At 69.9% G+C, this 16138-nt stretch carries 14 protein-coding genes; 12 read left to right on the forward strand and 2 right to left on the reverse strand.

What is annotated here, in order from left to right:
- Nucleotides 1–2: 2 nt before the first annotated feature.
- On the forward strand, nucleotides 3–1391 hold the full coding sequence (locus tag O1R50_RS18960) for a ParB N-terminal domain-containing protein (RefSeq protein WP_270111743.1): 1389 nt from the start codon (nucleotides 3–5) through the stop codon (nucleotides 1389–1391).
- Between the two features lie 9 nt (nucleotides 1392–1400).
- Here O1R50_RS18960 and O1R50_RS18965 read toward each other — a convergent pair whose 3' ends face one another.
- A complete protein-coding gene (locus O1R50_RS18965) occupies nucleotides 1401–2138 on the reverse strand; it encodes a hypothetical protein (RefSeq protein ID WP_270111744.1) in 738 nt (245 codons plus the stop codon).
- Between the two features lie 443 nt (nucleotides 2139–2581).
- On the opposite strand from O1R50_RS18965, the gene O1R50_RS18970 reads away from it, so the two are divergent.
- The 5 genes from O1R50_RS18970 (at nucleotide 2582) to O1R50_RS18990 (ending at nucleotide 6628) form a co-directional block, all read left to right on the forward strand.
- Nucleotides 2582–3094, forward strand: a complete 513-nt coding sequence (locus O1R50_RS18970) for a hypothetical protein (protein WP_270111745.1) — start codon at nucleotides 2582–2584, stop codon at nucleotides 3092–3094.
- Between the two features lie 114 nt (nucleotides 3095–3208).
- Nucleotides 3209–3943: a DUF7873 family protein gene (locus O1R50_RS18975; protein WP_270111746.1), complete on the forward strand. Its 735-nt coding sequence runs from the start codon at nucleotides 3209–3211 to the stop codon at nucleotides 3941–3943.
- 448 nt (nucleotides 3944–4391) lie between these two features.
- The gene (locus O1R50_RS18980; RefSeq protein ID WP_270111747.1) at nucleotides 4392–4808 is read left to right on the forward strand and encodes a hypothetical protein; all 417 of its coding nucleotides are present in this window, start codon (nucleotides 4392–4394) and stop codon (nucleotides 4806–4808) included.
- 143 nt (nucleotides 4809–4951) lie between these two features.
- A complete protein-coding gene (locus O1R50_RS18985) occupies nucleotides 4952–5662 on the forward strand; it encodes a sensor domain-containing protein (RefSeq protein ID WP_270111748.1) in 711 nt (236 codons plus the stop codon).
- A 93-nt stretch (nucleotides 5663–5755) separates the two neighbouring features.
- Nucleotides 5756–6628 (forward strand): class I SAM-dependent methyltransferase, encoded by an 873-nt coding sequence (locus O1R50_RS18990; RefSeq protein ID WP_270111749.1) that lies wholly within the window; start codon nucleotides 5756–5758, stop codon nucleotides 6626–6628.
- A 27-nt stretch (nucleotides 6629–6655) separates the two neighbouring features.
- Here O1R50_RS18990 and O1R50_RS18995 read toward each other — a convergent pair whose 3' ends face one another.
- Entirely contained in the window at nucleotides 6656–7894 is a 1239-nt protein-coding gene (locus tag O1R50_RS18995; RefSeq protein WP_270111750.1) for a HEAT repeat domain-containing protein, read from the reverse strand.
- A gap of 380 nt (nucleotides 7895–8274) precedes the next feature.
- On the opposite strand from O1R50_RS18995, the gene O1R50_RS19000 reads away from it, so the two are divergent.
- The 6 genes from O1R50_RS19000 to O1R50_RS19025 all read left to right on the forward strand — a co-directional run bounded on the left by O1R50_RS19000 (nucleotide 8275) and on the right by O1R50_RS19025 (nucleotide 16093).
- Nucleotides 8275–9150: a hypothetical protein gene (locus O1R50_RS19000; RefSeq protein ID WP_270111751.1), complete on the forward strand. Its 876-nt coding sequence runs from the start codon at nucleotides 8275–8277 to the stop codon at nucleotides 9148–9150.
- Between the two features lie 176 nt (nucleotides 9151–9326).
- Nucleotides 9327–10181 carry a hypothetical protein gene (locus O1R50_RS19005; RefSeq protein ID WP_270111752.1) on the forward strand — a complete coding sequence of 285 codons (855 nt, stop codon included), beginning with the start codon at nucleotides 9327–9329 and terminating at the stop codon, nucleotides 10179–10181.
- Nucleotides 10182–10506: 325 nt separating this feature from the next.
- On the forward strand, nucleotides 10507–10944 hold the full coding sequence (locus O1R50_RS19010; protein ID WP_270111753.1) for a hypothetical protein: 438 nt from the start codon (nucleotides 10507–10509) through the stop codon (nucleotides 10942–10944).
- Between the two features lie 33 nt (nucleotides 10945–10977).
- Complete coding sequence (locus O1R50_RS19015) at nucleotides 10978–11568, forward strand: DUF1707 SHOCT-like domain-containing protein (RefSeq protein ID WP_270111754.1); 591 nt, start codon at nucleotides 10978–10980, stop codon at nucleotides 11566–11568.
- A 298-nt stretch (nucleotides 11569–11866) separates the two neighbouring features.
- Nucleotides 11867–14842: a S8 family serine peptidase gene (locus tag O1R50_RS19020; protein ID WP_270111755.1), complete on the forward strand. Its 2976-nt coding sequence runs from the start codon at nucleotides 11867–11869 to the stop codon at nucleotides 14840–14842.
- Nucleotides 14843–15034: 192 nt separating this feature from the next.
- Nucleotides 15035–16093 (forward strand): arabinan endo-1,5-alpha-L-arabinosidase, encoded by a 1059-nt coding sequence (locus O1R50_RS19025; RefSeq protein WP_270111756.1) that lies wholly within the window; start codon nucleotides 15035–15037, stop codon nucleotides 16091–16093.
- Nucleotides 16094–16138: the final 45 nt, after the last annotated feature.

The following is a 16138-nucleotide window of genomic DNA, read 5'->3' on the forward strand; positions in this document are numbered from 1 at the left end:
CCGTGCCGTTCGGTTTCCCGGTCCCCGACCGCCGTGTCACCGTCACCGACGGGCTCGGCGTCGTCGACTTCGACGCCGCCCCTGACCGAGTCACGCTGAAACTCGCGGGCGACCCGATCGCCCGCGACGAGCACGACGGCGGCGGCTCCATCATGTGGCTCGCGAGTCGCCTTGCGCCGCAACCCGATGACGATCCGCTGCACCGGCCCGAGGCGTGGGTGGAGCCGGAGGAGTGGGACGTGCTGCGCCAGTGGGTGCGCCACGTCGAACCCGGAGACGACCCGACCGGGCCGCTGCGCCCGCTGCTGGATCTGCTCGCGCCCGGCCGGTACGGGATCGGGCTCGGCACGATCCCGAACGTCCACGTGCGGGCGGTGAAACCCGGGAAGCAGTCCACTTGGTACGCCGACAGCGACCTCCCCTTCTTCGGGCACACCGTCATCCCGACGCACCACTGGCCGCCCCCTGACAAGACAGCCGTCGCCGCGTACCGGCAGCGGATGGTCGACGAGCGGGCGCAGCCGGCGCTCATCCTGGTCACCCACCCGGAGTCGGAGGCGTACTACCTGCTGGACGGGCACCACAAGCTCGCCGCTTACCGTGCGCTCGAACGCGACCCGGTGTGCGTGGTGATCGAGGCCGACACCGCCAGCCGCACCTATCTCTCCTATCTGGACGAACCTTCGGAGGAATACCGGATCGAGGAGAACGAGTCCGGCACGGGCGTGCTCCACGTCGCGGGCCGGGACGGTGCGAGCGCGCTGCGGATCGGCGGCAAGCCGTGGCTCGTCGAGGGCTACACGGGCTCGGGGACGGCCGACCGCCTGGCCGTGCTCTCGGGCGACCCGTGGGTGCGCCGGAAGATACGGCGGCTGCGGGTCGCGCTCCGCGATCCCGTGCGGGCCTCGGCGAGCGAGATGACGCGGGCGCTGTGGAGCCTGCTCTCGCCGGGCCGCTACGGCATCCGCCGCTGGGTGCCGGGCACGTACTACGTAGAGGCGTTGCAGCCCAACCGGTTCAAGAGCTGGTACATCGGCGTCACCACCCCGGACCTCGGCGCCGTGCTCCTGCCGACCGACCAGTGGCCGCCGCCGGACGCCGCCGCCGTGGCCGACTACCGCCGCATGATCGGGCGCGGCGAGCGACCCCTCGTCGTGACCCTCCGCGCGGGCCCGCCCGAGGACGAGGACGACGCCGTCGCGTTCGTCGTCGACGGCCACCACAAACTCGCGGCCTACCAGCGCCTGGGCGTGCCGCCGCACTGCCTCGACATCGCCAGGATCTCCGACGAGACCGCGTGCGCGCCCGCCGATCTCGACGCCGCGACCGGCGCCGACCCGGAGCTGCGCGACTGCACCGCGAGCCTGCGCGCCCACCTCGCGCGCGGGTAGCCCGGCGCGTCAGCGGTGGCGGTCCTCCAGGTAGCGCATCAGGTTCGCGGCGGACTGCTCGAGCTTCTCGTCGCCCGCGATGACGTCGCGGAGGTCGCCGGGCTCGCAGGGCTTGCGGTCGGCGAGGCGGGCGATGTCGAGGAAATGCGGGGCGATCCCGGTGCGGCGGTATGCGGCCAGCTTGTGGTGGCCGTCGATGAGGAACGACGCGCAGTCCTGCTCGTCGCCGGGCGGCTCCGAGCGGAGGAGGACCGCGAGCGGGCGGTCGCCGTCCTCGATGGCGTCCACGTAGCCGGCGAGGGTCGCCTCGTCGCGGGGCGGCCACGCGTCAGTGGGGATGACGGCGGTGCCCTCGGTGCCGATGGGCTCGTACGGGTACCACCAGGCGGTGCCGTTGTCGCCGAACGGTTCGACGTGGACGTTCGCGTCCCGCCAGATGCGGACCCCGTAGTGGCCGGGCTGCAGCAGCCGGAGGATCGGGCGCGCGAGCTCGACCGGGTCGGTGTCGCGGTCGGCGTAGCGCAGCTGGCCGCGCAGGTCGCGGAGGGATTCTCGGAAGGCCGCGTCGCGGGTGCGGATCGCGAAGCGGTCGATCGAGCCGGAGCCGGTGTAGCCCTCGACTATGAGCGGCCGCCAGCCGACGCGAAGGGCGCTGGCGCCGTCGTGGCCGCCCACGGAGAGGGTGCCGTCGCCGTCCCGCACGTCGAGCACCTGGTATCCGAGGGATTCGGCCAATCGCGTGATCATCTGCTCCTCCGTCCAACCGTCGACTGCCCGCGGCGCTTCCAAGTCGCCGAAAGACAGCGACGAACCCGTCATTTCGGGCGCCACGGGGCGTCCCCCCACCCTAGTACCCCGCTGCGACGCGCACGAACATCACCGCGATGGGCTTCGCAGTCGCGCACGCGCGCATGGCGGTCGTTTTTGCGGGGTACCCCGATCGGCACGGTTGCAACTACAATGAGCGACACGACCCCTCATCGCCCCTGGAGGGCAGACCATGACGGTCCCGCCGCCCCACGCCAAATCCGGTGACCGTGCCGTCCCCGGGCACAAGCTTCGACTTCAGCTTCGACTGCACGGGGATCGTGCCGCCCGTCCTCGTCATGTGCTTCCTGCCCACCGCCCGGTCGCAATGGTGATGCGACCGCTGATACCCCTGGTCAACGCCATACGTTAGGAGTACGCCCATGAGCTATCCCCCTCCTCCCCCTCCGCCTCCCGGCCCGCCGCTCGGGTCCGTCCCCGAGACCATGCCCGGTTCCACGAAGGGCGCCGTGGTGCTCCTGTGGATCCTGTTCGGCTTCGGCATCTGCGGCGGCGCCCTCTCGGTCTTCGGGTACGCGGCGCTCGCGGCCCTGGAAGACTCCGGGGACGTCATGATCCCGTCGGCGTTCATGCCGTTCCTGGTCGCCTCGATCATCCAGATCATCATCTGGACGGTCCTGCGCGCCGTCTTCGCGGTGCGGATCGCCAAGCGCAGCGCCGGTGCCCGCAAGGGCGCGATCATCCTCGAGGCCGTGGGCCTGGGCCTGTCGCTCCTGTCGTGGATCTTCACCCCGGAGGTGGAGGTCACCGGTGCGGCCGACGCGGGCAGCACCGCCGCGAGCGGCCTGATCGGCGCGATCATCGGTATCGCCTTGGCCGCCATCATCATCGGCCTGCTGTCCACTGCGGACTCCAAGCGCTGGTGCAACGAGTAGTGCTTGCTGCGGCGCGGCCGTCGGACGGGCCTCCGTCCGGCGGCCGCGCTGTTTAACGCGTTGCCCGGGTGGCGCGAGGGTCCTATGGTGAAGCCCGAAAGTGAGGGTTGCTCCGTGCCCAAGTTGAACCAGATCATCGCGATCGAGAAGAGCGTCAAGGCGAAGGCCGCGCGTGCGCTCGGCGACGCCGGGCGCGAGCTCGCGAAGGCGCCGCTGCTGTCCGGCATCTCCCGGACCTACCAGCCGAAGGACGAGGAGGGCGAGCAGCTGCCGCCCGAGTCGACGAAGGTGCAGCGCCGCGTCGAGGAGCAGCTGCGCGAGGTCTCCGAGGCGATGACGCGCCTGTTCGACGTCACGGCCACCAAGGACCGCACCAACGCCCTCGCCACCGCTGACATCACCGTGGACGGCGAGGTGCTCGTCGCCGACGTCCCCGTCACCTATCTCCTGTTCCTGGAGAAGCAGCTCGGCGAACTGCAGGCGTTCGTGAAGACGCTGCCCGTACTGGACGCGGGCGAGTCCTGGACGTACAACGACGCGTCCGACGCGTTCGCGACCGACCCGGTGAAGACGGTGCGCACCAAGAAGATCCCGCGCAACCACGTCAAGGCAGAGGCCACCGAGGAGCACCCGGCCCAAGTCGAGGTGTACTACGAGGACATCCCGGTCGGCTACTGGACCACCGTGAAGTTCTCGGGCGCGGCCCCCGCCAAGCGGGTCGCGCAGCTCTCCGAGCGGCTCGAGAAGCTCCAGATCGCCGTCAAGTTCGCCCGGGAGGAGGCCAACGGGACCGAAGTCGTCGACGAGAAGATCGGCGCCAAGGTCTTCGGCTACCTGCTCGGCGAATAGGCACAGAGACCCCCCTGTTTGAGCGACAGGGGTGGCGCGAATTGCGCCGAAACACGCTGAAATTGAAGTTCAGTCCGAGTAATACGCGGGAACTCTTGAGGGTATGAGCCCTCTTTTGGCTTTAGCCGCCAAAAGCCCATCGGCACACGTTCTCCGCCAAAACTGAGACTCTCGCTCCAACTTCAGCATTCGCCACGCCGCACGATCAGCGAGTAGTTCCTCTGGGACATCGGTGTTGGAGGTTCGAATCCTTCCCGCCGCACCACATGCGGCGGTAGCTCAATGGCAGAGCGCGATGCTAGCAGCAGACTCAACGGCTACCGCGGATCGCAGCGGCTCACTATGTGGCACATGGCGGCCCGGGATGGAGGTCAACCACCCGGGCCGCACCTATGCCCTGCGTGGCGGCGGCGCATAATGGCCGCCATGAGCGACAACCGAAAGGGCGATGCCGCGTAAGCCGCCCGCGCGAGTACGCGCACAGCAGCGCCGCATCGTCCCGCCCGCGACGCCCCGGCCGATCCCCCGCATCCCCGGCGCCTCAAGCGCCCTGCAAGGCGCGACCGCGCGCCTCGAACACGACGATCCCCGTTTCAGCCCAGGCGATGTCGCCTCGGCGTTCCACGTCTGGCACCGGGCGGTCAGCGGCCCGGCCCGACGCGCTCGAGACCACGCGCGGCACGCCGACTGCGAGCTCTGCAACCCGCCGAGCCGCGACGTCCTCGAACTGGCGCTCCATCTCCTGCCGCGACGCTCCGCCCAGGAGCTGCGGCGGCTCGTCGCACCACTCGACGAGCGCTTCATGCGGCTGACGATCCCCTTGCCGGGCAAGCCACCCGGACCGTGGTGGACCCTGCGCGCCTAGCGGCGGGGGTACCCGCACTCGTGATCCGCCCCGGCGCCCCGACCGCCAGGGCAGGCCCGACAAACCCGGTAGGGCTGCCCCTACCAGCGAAATGCCTGCTCGCAGGGTCGTTGCGGCGGCCCGCGCGGACGAAGATCATATCCATGAACAAGATCTTCAAGCAGCTCGGCGCCGACAGTGCGTACCTGCTCTCCTCGCTTCCGATCGCCCTTCCCGCGTTCGTCATCACCGTCACCGGCTTCGCCGCCGGCCTCGGAACCGCCGTCGTCTGGATCGGCATCCCGATCCTCGCCGCCACCCTCTTCGCCATGCGCGGCCTCGCCGCCGCCGGTCGCAGCCAGCTCGGCGCCGTCCTGCGCCAGCCGATCAACCGGCCGCACTACAAGCGCGCCCCCGAGGGCGCCTCAGCGGTGCGCCGCTACCTGACCCCGCTCACCGACGGCCAGTCGTGGCTGAACCTGCTGTGGGGCCTGGTCAACTTCCCGCTCGCCGTCGCCGGGTTCTGCGTGGCCCTGAGCTGGTGGATCGCGACCGTCGCGACCCTCGCCTACCCCCTGTACGCCTGGATCATCCACCGCTCGGTCGGCGAAGGCGACGGCCTCGATTACGCGACGCGCTGGCTCGGCTGGGGCGACTCGTACGCGGCCCTCTCCCTCCTCACCGTCCTCGGCGGCCTGGTCATGGCCCTGCTGCTGCCGCTGGTGCTGCGAGGCTTCGCGATCACCCAAGCCGCGCTCGGCCGCGGCCTGCTCGCCTCGCTCACCGAATCCGACGCGCCGTACACCGGCCCGACCCGCACCGCCTCGCTCGACGCCGAGGTCACCCGCGTCCAGGAGCGGCTCTCCGCCGCCTAGCGACCCGAACCAGGGAACCCCGACCGGGCGGCCACGCGCCGCCCGGTCGTTTTCGCGCCGAGAACGGTTTTCACCGGTGCTAGGTTGGGGCGCATGGCATCGCATCACGGACACAAGCACGGTGACCACTCCGCCGCGTTCGACTTCGCCGAAGCCGCACCCCGCTTCAAGGAGCGGGCCGCCGCCGAAGCCGCCAAGTACCGGCGCCTCGCCGAACGTCTCACTGCCCCCGGCGACCGCGTCGTGGCCGACATCGGGTGCGGGGCCGCCTCGATGGCGTTCGCCCTCGCCGAAGTCCTCCCCGACGCGCAGGTGGCGGCGGTCGACGCCGAACCGGCGATGCTCGACCTGGTGCGCGAACGCGCCGCCGAGACCGGCGCCGCGGTACGGGCCGCCCAGGCGTCCGTGGACGACGCGGACGCGCTCGCCGCGGCCGTCGGAGGCCCCGCCGACCTCCTTTGGGCCGGGCACGTCATCCACCACGCGGCCGATCCGCAAGCGGCCCTGGACAACCTGGCCGGACTGCTCGCCCCCGGCGGGCGGCTCGCGATCGGCGAGGGCGGCACCGCTCCCCAGTACCTCCCTTGGCATGTGGGCGTGGGCGACCCGGGCCTGGAGCTGCGCCTCATCGAAGCCGGGTCGCGGCGCCTCCAAGGAGAGACGCACGAGCACGGATCCACGCCGCTCGCCTACGGCTGGAACCTCGCCCTGGAACGCGCGGGACTGACCGAGGTGCGCGAGGTCAACGAACTCGACGCGACCCCGGCCCCGCTCGAAGGCGCGCAGCTGCGGCACGCACTGGAGTCATTGCGCACCAGGGCCGACTGGTTCGAGCACTACCTCAGCGAGGACGACAAGGCCGCCTGGTCGAGGCTCCTCGACGACAACGGCCCGGACTGGCTCGGCAACCGCCGCGACCTCCGCCACCTGTCGATCGACACCTACTTCATCGCCGTCAGAGCCTGAGCGCCCGCGGCACCGGGGATCCCGCGCTCACTCGTTCCCGGAGTCGACCTCCAACTGGAAGAGCCGCTCGAGCGCGGCCCGCGCGTACACCTCCTCCAGATGGTCGGCGCGCGCGAAATCGCTGAGCAGGTCGTAACCGTCGCGGAGGCCGAGCCGCCCGAGCCGGTACGCCGCCTCGATACGCCCGAACCAGTGGAAGCAGTCGTCAGAGGCCAGCACCGAGTAGGCCTCGACCCCGACATCGGGACTGATGGAGTACATCGCCTCGGCCGCATCGATACCCAGGTGAAAGTCCATAACGGACTCGACGCCCTTCACGATCCGCCACAACGCGTGCTCCGCGTCGATGACGCTGCCCTCGGCGAGCTGCTCCGCGCAGATGATCCGCAGCCGCACCGAGATGTGCGGGGCGTTCGCCAAGTGCCGCAACGCCATCGACGCGGCCGAGGCGTGCACGTTGCGCAGCGCGTGGGCGGCGCTGTGGCGCACGTACTCGCTCACCGTCTCGTCGGTGACCAGCTGCATCAGCGCGATCCCGGCGGGGCCGGCGGCGCAGTCGACCAGGGCGCTGGCCGCGTCGAGCCGGTATTTGGCGTCCACTGTCGAGTCGGAGGCGATGGCTTCGAGTGCGCGGGCCGCGTCCTCGACGCTGAAGCGGCCCATGTGCTCGGCGACCTCGAGTCGCACCTCTACATCCACATTGGACGATTGGGCTACGGGTGAAAGGCGCATGGCCATGTCCCGGCCGCCGAGGTCGATGAGGTCCTGGATGAGCTGGATGCGCAGTTCGGCGTCGATCGCCTCGTTCTTGATGGAGCCCACGAGATTGCTCATGGCGCGGTCGCGACGCTGATGCGGCACGGACACGACGGCCATGCCAATCGACGGCTCGCGAGCTTCGCCGAAAGGTCCTACCGATGGCTCGCGGGCGTCGCCGAAGGCGGCGAGCGGCTCGTCGACGGGTGACCGGTAAACGTCGCTGATCGCGGCCTCGTAGGCGCCGATCTCGGCCTCCTCTTTCGCCCCACCGGTGGCGTCCCAGAAGCTCGTGCGCACGCTCGCGGGTTCCGGGTCGGGCTCGTCGCGCATGCGGGCGAGCTGGCGGCGGCGCTGCCAGCAGCCGGTTGCCCAGGTGGCGGCCAGCGCGGGGTAGAGGAGGCCGTAGCCCCAGATGCGGCTCACGCCGAAGAGCTCGACCACCGGGACGGGGGCGAGCGCGACGGAGAAGCGGAGGGTCCAAAGCTGCATTGCACTGGCGTTCGCCATACGTCGAACCTCGGTTGAAGCGTTGTCGGCGGGACTGCTCGGTGCGGCTCCGCCGACGACCGCGGCAGCGTACTGCCTCGGGCGCCGCGCGCGGCCTCGACGTGGGATCGGCTGCGCTACCAGGCCGCATGCGGGGTGCCGGGGCATAAATCGTAGTTCCGCAGGAGGGCTCGGCGTCGCACAGGGTGTGCGACCGTCCACCCGGGCGGGACGGCGCGAACGGTTCGTCCCGCTACGGCCCCTTGGGCTTTGACAGACGTTGCGACCTGGGGATTTCCGGGGTCCACGGGGTCGGCGGTTGCCTGTACGATCGAGGTCACCCCGGTGAAGCCCAATCACCGCGACCGATTGCCCCCGAGCAGACGAGGCGTGTAGAAGCGATGACGTATCCGCCCCCCGGCGGTGGGAACCCGCAGTATCAGTTGCAGCCCGAGCCGCAGCAGCCCAGCGACCCGTATTCGCAGGGCTACAACAGCACGCCTCCGCCCGGCAACTACCACCAGCAGCCGCCGCCCCAGCAGTACACGCAGCCCTCGAACCCGCAGTACTCGCAGCCGGGCCAGCCGATGATGCCGCCGCAGGTCGGCGTGCAGCCCGGCTACCCTTCGGTGCCCGGTTCGGTGCTGCCGCCGCCGATCCCGCCCGCGAAGCAGGGCGGCAACCTCGGGGTGATCCTCGGCGTGATCGTCGCCTTGGTCGTGGTCCTCGGTGTCGCCGCCGTGCTGATCATCCCGGGGATGCTCGACGACGGCGATTCGCAGGCGGGCGGCGGCGACGCCTCGGCGAGCGCGGAGCCCTCCAAAGAGGAGGAGACGTCCGAGGCGGAGCCGAGCGACGAGGCGACCGAGGAGGCCACGCCGGACGCGGGCGGCGGCTTCGACGTGTGGGGCACGCCGGTCAGCTCCGACGACTTCGACCCGGCCACCCCTGAGGGGGCCGCGATCGCGTACCAGGTCGCGCAGAACACCGGTGACGACGACGCCATGCGGGCGCTGGTGAGCGCGGAGGCGACCTCCGCGATGATCAGCGACCTTGAATGGGAGATCGAGGACACGACCGAGCCCTACCCGTATCCGTACTGGGGCATGGCGTACGAGGCCGCTGACGGCACGATGCGCGCCTGGTCGGGTTGGTCCTTGGACGACACGGCCCCGACCTCCGAAGACGAGATCATCGGCGGCTACACGTACACGGTGATCGAGGAAGGCGGGACCTGGAAGCTGTACGACGTGGCTTACGGTCTCGTCACCGAGTAGCGACCGCGGACGACCTTCGGCGCGGGGGGGCCGCCCCCCGCGCCTTCGCTTATGAGGCAACACACCCGAACGATATCCACAGGCCCCGACCAGCCGCCCTGTCCCACCTGGTCGAGTTATCCACAGGCGGAAAAGAAGTTGTTGACGCTCCGAAGCGGGTCGGCGACAGTTGGTACATGACGCAGATACCGATGTACCGCACAGCAACCGCCATGATGAACCGGCCGCTCGACACGCCACTGGGCGACGCGGGCGAAGCGCCCCAGGACCTCCTCTTGCGCTTCGAGGCCGCCTTCGAAGCCGACTTCAGCCTGGTGGCCACGGGCCGCACCGCGGCCTGGATCCACGGCTTCGATGTCCTGCCGCCGGGGGTCGACCAACGCGAGTGGCCGGTCGAGAGCTCGCCTGATCCGCCGCTGGCGGACATCACGGTGGTCGACGGCCTGCCGGTGACCCGCCTGGCCCGCACCCTCGTCGACTGCGCGGCCGACCTGCCGCGACTGGAGGCGGTGGCCGCCGCGGACCAGTTCCTGCGCGCCGGGATCGACGCGGGGAGCCTGGCCGCCGCGCTCGAGCCGGTGCACGGCGAGCGGCTCAGGCGGGCGAACGCGACGCTGCTCGCGGCCGATCCGCGGTCGGAGTCGCCGATGGAGTCCTGGACGCGCTGCCTGGTCAGCGACGCCGGCCTCCCTGCGCCGGTGCCGCAGCTGCGGGTGCACACGCTGAACGGGCGCTCCAAGTTCCTCGACCTCGGTTGGGGGGCCTGGCAGGTCGGGGTCGAGTACGACGCCCTGGGCACGCGTATCGGCCCGGCGGCCGAGACCGCCGACCGGCGCCGCCACCAGGTGCTGCGCAACCTCGGCTGGGAGATCCTGGTCCTCACCGCCTCCGATGTGATGGAGCACCCCAGACCTTGGCTGGTCCGGCTCCGCGAGATGCTCCTCGACCGCGGCTGGGACCCGGACCCGAATCAACTGCGGGACATCAACGAGCGCATCGAGGCGGTGAACATGGCAGTGGGCCGAGGCTGACCGCGAGACCGGTGGGAGGGAAGGCGCCTCCCGCCCACCGGCCGAGCGAGCCCGGCCCCACGGGCGGGTGGAGGCGAATCGAGGGGTGGGCAGGGGAGGGTGGGGGTGGGGGCGGGGGGGGGAGGCCCCCCGAGGGGTTTGAAGCCGGTCCGTCCCCGCCGCGCGATTCCTGCGATCGAAGCCTTCTCACCTCAGCGGGGAAGGGGAGACCGCCGAGGGGAACTCGCGGTCTCCACCGGTCCCACGGATTGCAATCGCGGACCGGGCTCGGGGCGGGGTCGGGCTAGGATCGGTGCGAGCATCGTTCGATTCGGCAGGAGCGGCAGTGGCGGAAGGGTCCTTCACCGGGTTCGCGCGCCCCGCCGTACCCACCCCGCAGGAGATCCGCGACTGGGCGCTCGACCCCTACTCGACCGCGCCCGAAGGCCGCCAGTGGGACCTCACCCTCGCCACCGACGAACTCGTCGACACCTGGCTCGAGCTCGCCGCCGACCCGACCTGCCCGAAGCGCTCCTTCGCGCTCCACGTGCTCTACATCTACGCCGGCGACGCCGTGCGCACCAACTTCCGGGTCCACGCGCGCAAACGCGTCGACCGCCTCCTCGAGAGAGCGGCCGCTTCGCGCGACCAGTACGTTGAACTCTGGGCCGCCAACACCAAGGCGCTCATCCGACAGCCGGACCTGTTCGACTACCACGAATGGTGCAACGGCGGGCTGGTGCGCGGGCCGCGGCGGCTCAACCCCGGTCCTTCGAGAAAGTAAGAGCCCGATGACGATGAAGCCTGCGAGCCACCGATGACGCATGACCCGAACATGCGCGTCTCCAACGCGGAGCGCGAGGCGATCATCGCCAAGCTCCACGCCGCCACCGAGGAGGGCCGACTCGACCTCGACGAGTTCGCCGACCGCTCCCGCCAGGCCTATGAGGCCCGCACCTACGGCGAGGTCGAGCGCCTCCTCGCCGACCTCCCCGACGCCGGCGGCACCCTCGCCGTCCCCGCCGCCAAGCGGCCGCTCCCCCAAGGCCCCGCCGAGCTGCGGCTCAAGCCCACCGGCTCCTCCGTGGTCCGCGACGGCGACTGGGTCGTCCCGCCGAAGATCTTCGTCAACGCCACCGGTTCTTCGATAAAGCTCGACTGCCGCCACGCGGTGATCCAGACCGACACCGTCGACCTCGACGTGAAGCTCCTCGGCTCCTCACTCACCGTCGTGCTGCCCCAAGGCGCCTATGCCGTGGACGAGAACACCGAAGTCTTCGGCAGCTCCATGCGCAACCGCGCCACCTACAAGGGAGGCACGGCAATCCGCTTCTCGGTCGCGGGCAAGGCGACGGGCAGTTCCGTGACTTTCCGCCACGAACGCCGATTCCTCTGGTGGCGCTGGTGATCGACGCTTCCGCCGACCACGGCATTCACTGAATATTCCATTGCCGGAACGTCCTTTGTAACGGGCGCATAACAGTCATGCCGGATTCCGGCATTCTCCTCATATGAGGGTTTACAGCGAACCAACCTCGCAATAGGCTCGCTTTCGTGCGCCGCGGCGCGGCCCAGTTCGCGGTCCGCACCGGAGCACTCACCCACGGCGCACGTCCCCCTTGAGAGGAGCTCATCGCATGGGATCTCCGTCCCTCCGTAGGCAAGGGAGCGCATCGAAGCGCGCCCGGGCCAGAACCAGAGCCGTCTTGGCGGCCGCGGCCGTCCCATTGGTGGCCGTCGCGCTCACCACCGCCGCCGCCCCGGTCTCGGCCGAGCCCCCCACGCTCCCTGAGGTCACACCCGAATACCTCAAAGAGGCTGCGGCGCTGCCGATCGACTACAAGGACGGCAACTACATCGTCCAACTCGCCTCCGACCCGATCGCCACCTACGAGGCCACCGCGCCCGCCGAGGGCGAGACGATCGACTTCGAGGCCTCCGCCGTCGAGGAGTACCGCGAGACCCTCGCCGAAGAGCGCGAAGCGGTCATCGCCGAGTACGGCGTGGACGCGATCGCCGAATACGACACCGTCCTCAACGGCTTCGCCGCGAACCTCACCGCCGCCGAAGCCGAGGAACTCGCCGCCAGCGACGACGTCGCCGCGGTCGTCCCCGAGACGATCTACCAGCCGACCGGCGCCGTCGACACTGCCGGCTTCCTCGGACTCTCAGGGGACAACGGCTCCTGGGACGAGGAGTTCAGCGGCCCGAAGGACGCTGGCGAAGGCGTCATCGTCGGTGTCCTCGACACCGGCATCTGGCCCGAGAACCCGGCCCTCGCCCCGCTCCCCGAGCCGCGCCCCGACCAGGCGATCATCGACGAGAAGTGGAACGGCGAGTGCGTCACCGGCGTCGACGAGGACCCGGCCAACAACGTCGAGTGCAACAACAAGCTCATCGGCGCCCGCTACTTCGACACCTGGGGCTACGCCGAGGACGGCTTCGCCTCCCCCCGCGACCAGGACGGCCACGGCACCCACACCGCCACGACCGCCGCGGGCAACTACAAGACCAAGGTCGAGATCGACGGTGAGAAGATCGGCACCGTCTCGGGTATGGCCCCGGCCGCCCGCGTCGCCGCTTACAAGGTCTGCTGGGAAGGCTGCCCCGGCGCCGACCTGGTCGCCGGTATCGAAGCGGCCGTGAACGACGGCGTCGACGTCATCAACTTCTCGATCGGCTCCACCGGCACGCCGCAGTTCGTCGACTCGGTGTCGATCGCGTTCTTCAACGCGGCCGCCGCCGGCGTCTTCGTGGCCGCCAGCGCCGGCAACGACGGACCGACCTCTACTGTGGACCACCAGGAGCCGTGGGTGACCACCGTGGGAGCTTCCACGCACGACCAGACGTTCCGCACCGAGGTCGATTTCGGCCGCGAGGAGATCGAGGCGGCCGCCCTGGTCGGCGAGGCGAAGTGGTACGTGAAGAACGCGGTCGACGCGGCGTACGACGGGGCCGACCCGGCAGCGGCGGCGACCTGCAACGAAGGCACGCTCGACCCGGCCAAGACCGAGGGCTTCGCGATCATCTGCGTGCGAGGCAACACCTTCACGGCCAACGCGGGCCAGGTGGCCGCCGCGGGCGGCGTGGCGATGATCGTGCGCGACCAGAACGAGCGGGGCCCGGCCAATGTGGTGACCTCGCAGGCGGTTCCTGTGGTGCACGTGAGCTATGAGGACGGCCTGGCGCTGTCCGAGTGGGTCGACTCGAAGTCGAACCCGCGCATCGAGGTCGAGACCTCGGAGCTGGACTACGTGAACGCGCCGAGCATGGCGGCGTTCTCGTCGAACGGTCCGGCACTGGCGGCGGAGCAGAACCTGCTGAAGCCGGACATCACGGCTCCGGGCGTGGAGATCCTGGCGGGTATCACGCCGTTCAACCACGCGGGCAACGACTTCGCGAACCTGCAGGGCACGTCGATGTCGAGCCCGCACATCGCGGGTCTGGCGGCGCTGCTGAAGTCGGCGAACCCGGAGTGGTCGCCGATGGCGGTCAAGTCGGCGATCATGACGACGGCGTACCAGACGGACCAGAACGGCGACCCGATCCAGCGCGGCGGCGCGGACGCGACGCCGTTCGACTACGGTGCCGGGCATGTCGACGCGCAGTCGATGTTCGACCCGGGCCTGGTGTACGAGTCGAACCCGACCGAGTGGATCCAGTACATCTGCGGGACGCCTGAGGCGTCGAAGGTGCAGTCGTACTGCGATGCGCTGGGTGCGATGGACCCGTCGCAGCTGAACTACCCGTCGATCACGGTGGCGGAGCTGACCGGCTCGTACCAGGTGACGCGCACGGTGACGAACGTGTCGGAGAAGAAGAGCACGTACAAGGCGAAGATCACGGCTCCGGCGGGCTTCGAGGTGTCTTCGGACGTCACGTCGTTCACGTTGAAGCCGGGCGAGTCGGCGACGTACACGCTCACGATCTCGCGCACGGACGCGGCGTTCGACGAGTGGGCGTTCGGCGATGTCACGTGGGTGGAGAAGAAGGGCACCAAGACGGTGCACGAGGTCCGTTCGCCGATCGTGGTGAAGCCGGTCCAGCTGGCGGCCTCGGATGAGGTGTCGTACACGGGCGCTTCGGGTTCGGCGACGCTCACGGGCACGTCGGGCTTCGAGGGGACGCTCGGCGCTTCGGTGTCGGGTCTGGTCGCCTCCGAGGTGAAGACGGCGACGCTGACCGACCCGGATTCCTCGACGTTCCCCTCTGATGCGCCGGTGGAGAACTCGCATGCGGTGTCGTACGAGTTCACGACGCCGGAGGATGCGGCGCTGGTGCGGTTCTCGACGTTCGACGAGGACCACCCGGCGGGCACGGACCTCGACCTGTTCGTGTACACGAAGGATGCTGAAGGCGCGCTGACGCTCGTCGGCAGTTCGGCTTCGGGCGGTTCGAACGAGACCGTGTCGCTGCCGGGCGGCTACACGTTCGTGGTGTTCGTGGACGAGTGGGCCGGGCCTTCGCCGCTGGAGGCGAAGCTGCACGCGTGGGTCGTTCCGGGCGCTGACGAGGGCAACCTCGCGGTGGATCCGGCCGAGCAGTCGGTCGCGATGGGCGACGAGTACTCGGTGGGTCTGACGTGGTCGGGTCTGGCCGAGGGGCAGCGGTTCCTCGGTTCGGTGGACTACGCGGCGGACGGTTCGAAGATCGATGCGACGATCGTGGGCATCACCACCTGATCGTTATGAGCCGCAAGGCTCGTTGAGTTGAGCAGCGCCCGCCGGGGCGGCTGGGACCAAGAGGTTCCGGTCGATTCCGGCGGGCGCTGTGGTTTGCGGGAGGCGTTTCGCCGGGAGTCATTGACCCCGCCTCATGTTCCCGTTAACATTGAGTCGTTTCAATCCATCGATTCACGGACAAGGCGGTCTTCCATGCAACGGAAGCGCACGACCCTCATAGCGGCGACCGGCGCGATCGGCCTCGCCGCCGCCGCGCTCGCGATCATCGCGCCGACCGCGCTCGCCGAGCCCGGCAACGGCAACGCCCACGGACACGACCGGCAGAACTGCGACGTCAAGGCGCCCGGCACGATCGGAGGCGACCTCGGCGCGCACGACCCGGGCCTGTTCGCACCCTGCACCGACGGCGAGCCCTGGTACGTCTTCGCCACCGGCTGGGGCCCCCTCGGCGACGGCAACGTCACCATCCGCTCCTCCACCGACGACGGCGCCACCTGGAACTACGTGGACACCGTGTGGGACGCGAAGCCGCAGTGGCTCAAGGACGCCGTCCCGGGCGTGGACAACATCTGGGCTCCCGAGATCTACTTCGACGAGGACCAGGACCGGTACTACCTGTACTACTCGGCCTCGACCTTCGGCAAGCAGCGCTCGGTCATCGGCCTCGCCACCAACGCCACCCTCGACCCGGCCGACGACGACTACGAATGGGTCGACGAAGGCCAGGTCTGGGAGTCGAACCCCGGCGACCCGTACAACGCGATCGACCCGACCATCCTCGAGGCCGACGGCAAGCACTACATGGCCTACGGCTCGTGGTGGCAGGGCATCTACATGCTCGAACTCGACTGGCCCTCAGGCAAGGTCGCGAGCGGTTCCACCCCGTCACACATCGCCGGTCGCGGCGGCGCCGGCATCGAGGCGCCGGTGCTGACCGAGCACGACGGCTACTACTACCTCTTCACGTCGTGGGACATCTGCTGCGCGGGCGCCGACTCGACCTACAACATCCGCGTCGGCCGCTCGACCTCCCCGACCGGCCCGTTCGTCGACGCGAACGGCGTCGCCCTCACCGACGGCGGCGGCACCCTCGTCCTCGGCGCCCACGGCGACTACGTGGCCACCGGCGGGCAGTCGATCTCCAACGGCCTCATGGCCTACCACTCGTACCACGAGGACGGCCACTTCGACCTCGGCGTCGAGAAGATCGAATGGAACGCGCAGGGCTGGCCGGTCTTGGACGGCCGCTAGACGCACTGGCCGCAGCTCGGCCCGCCCGGATCGGACCGCAGCTGC

The organism is Glycomyces luteolus (assembly GCF_027622875.1).
Lineage (GTDB): Bacteria > Actinomycetota > Actinomycetes > Mycobacteriales > Micromonosporaceae > Glycomyces > Glycomyces luteolus.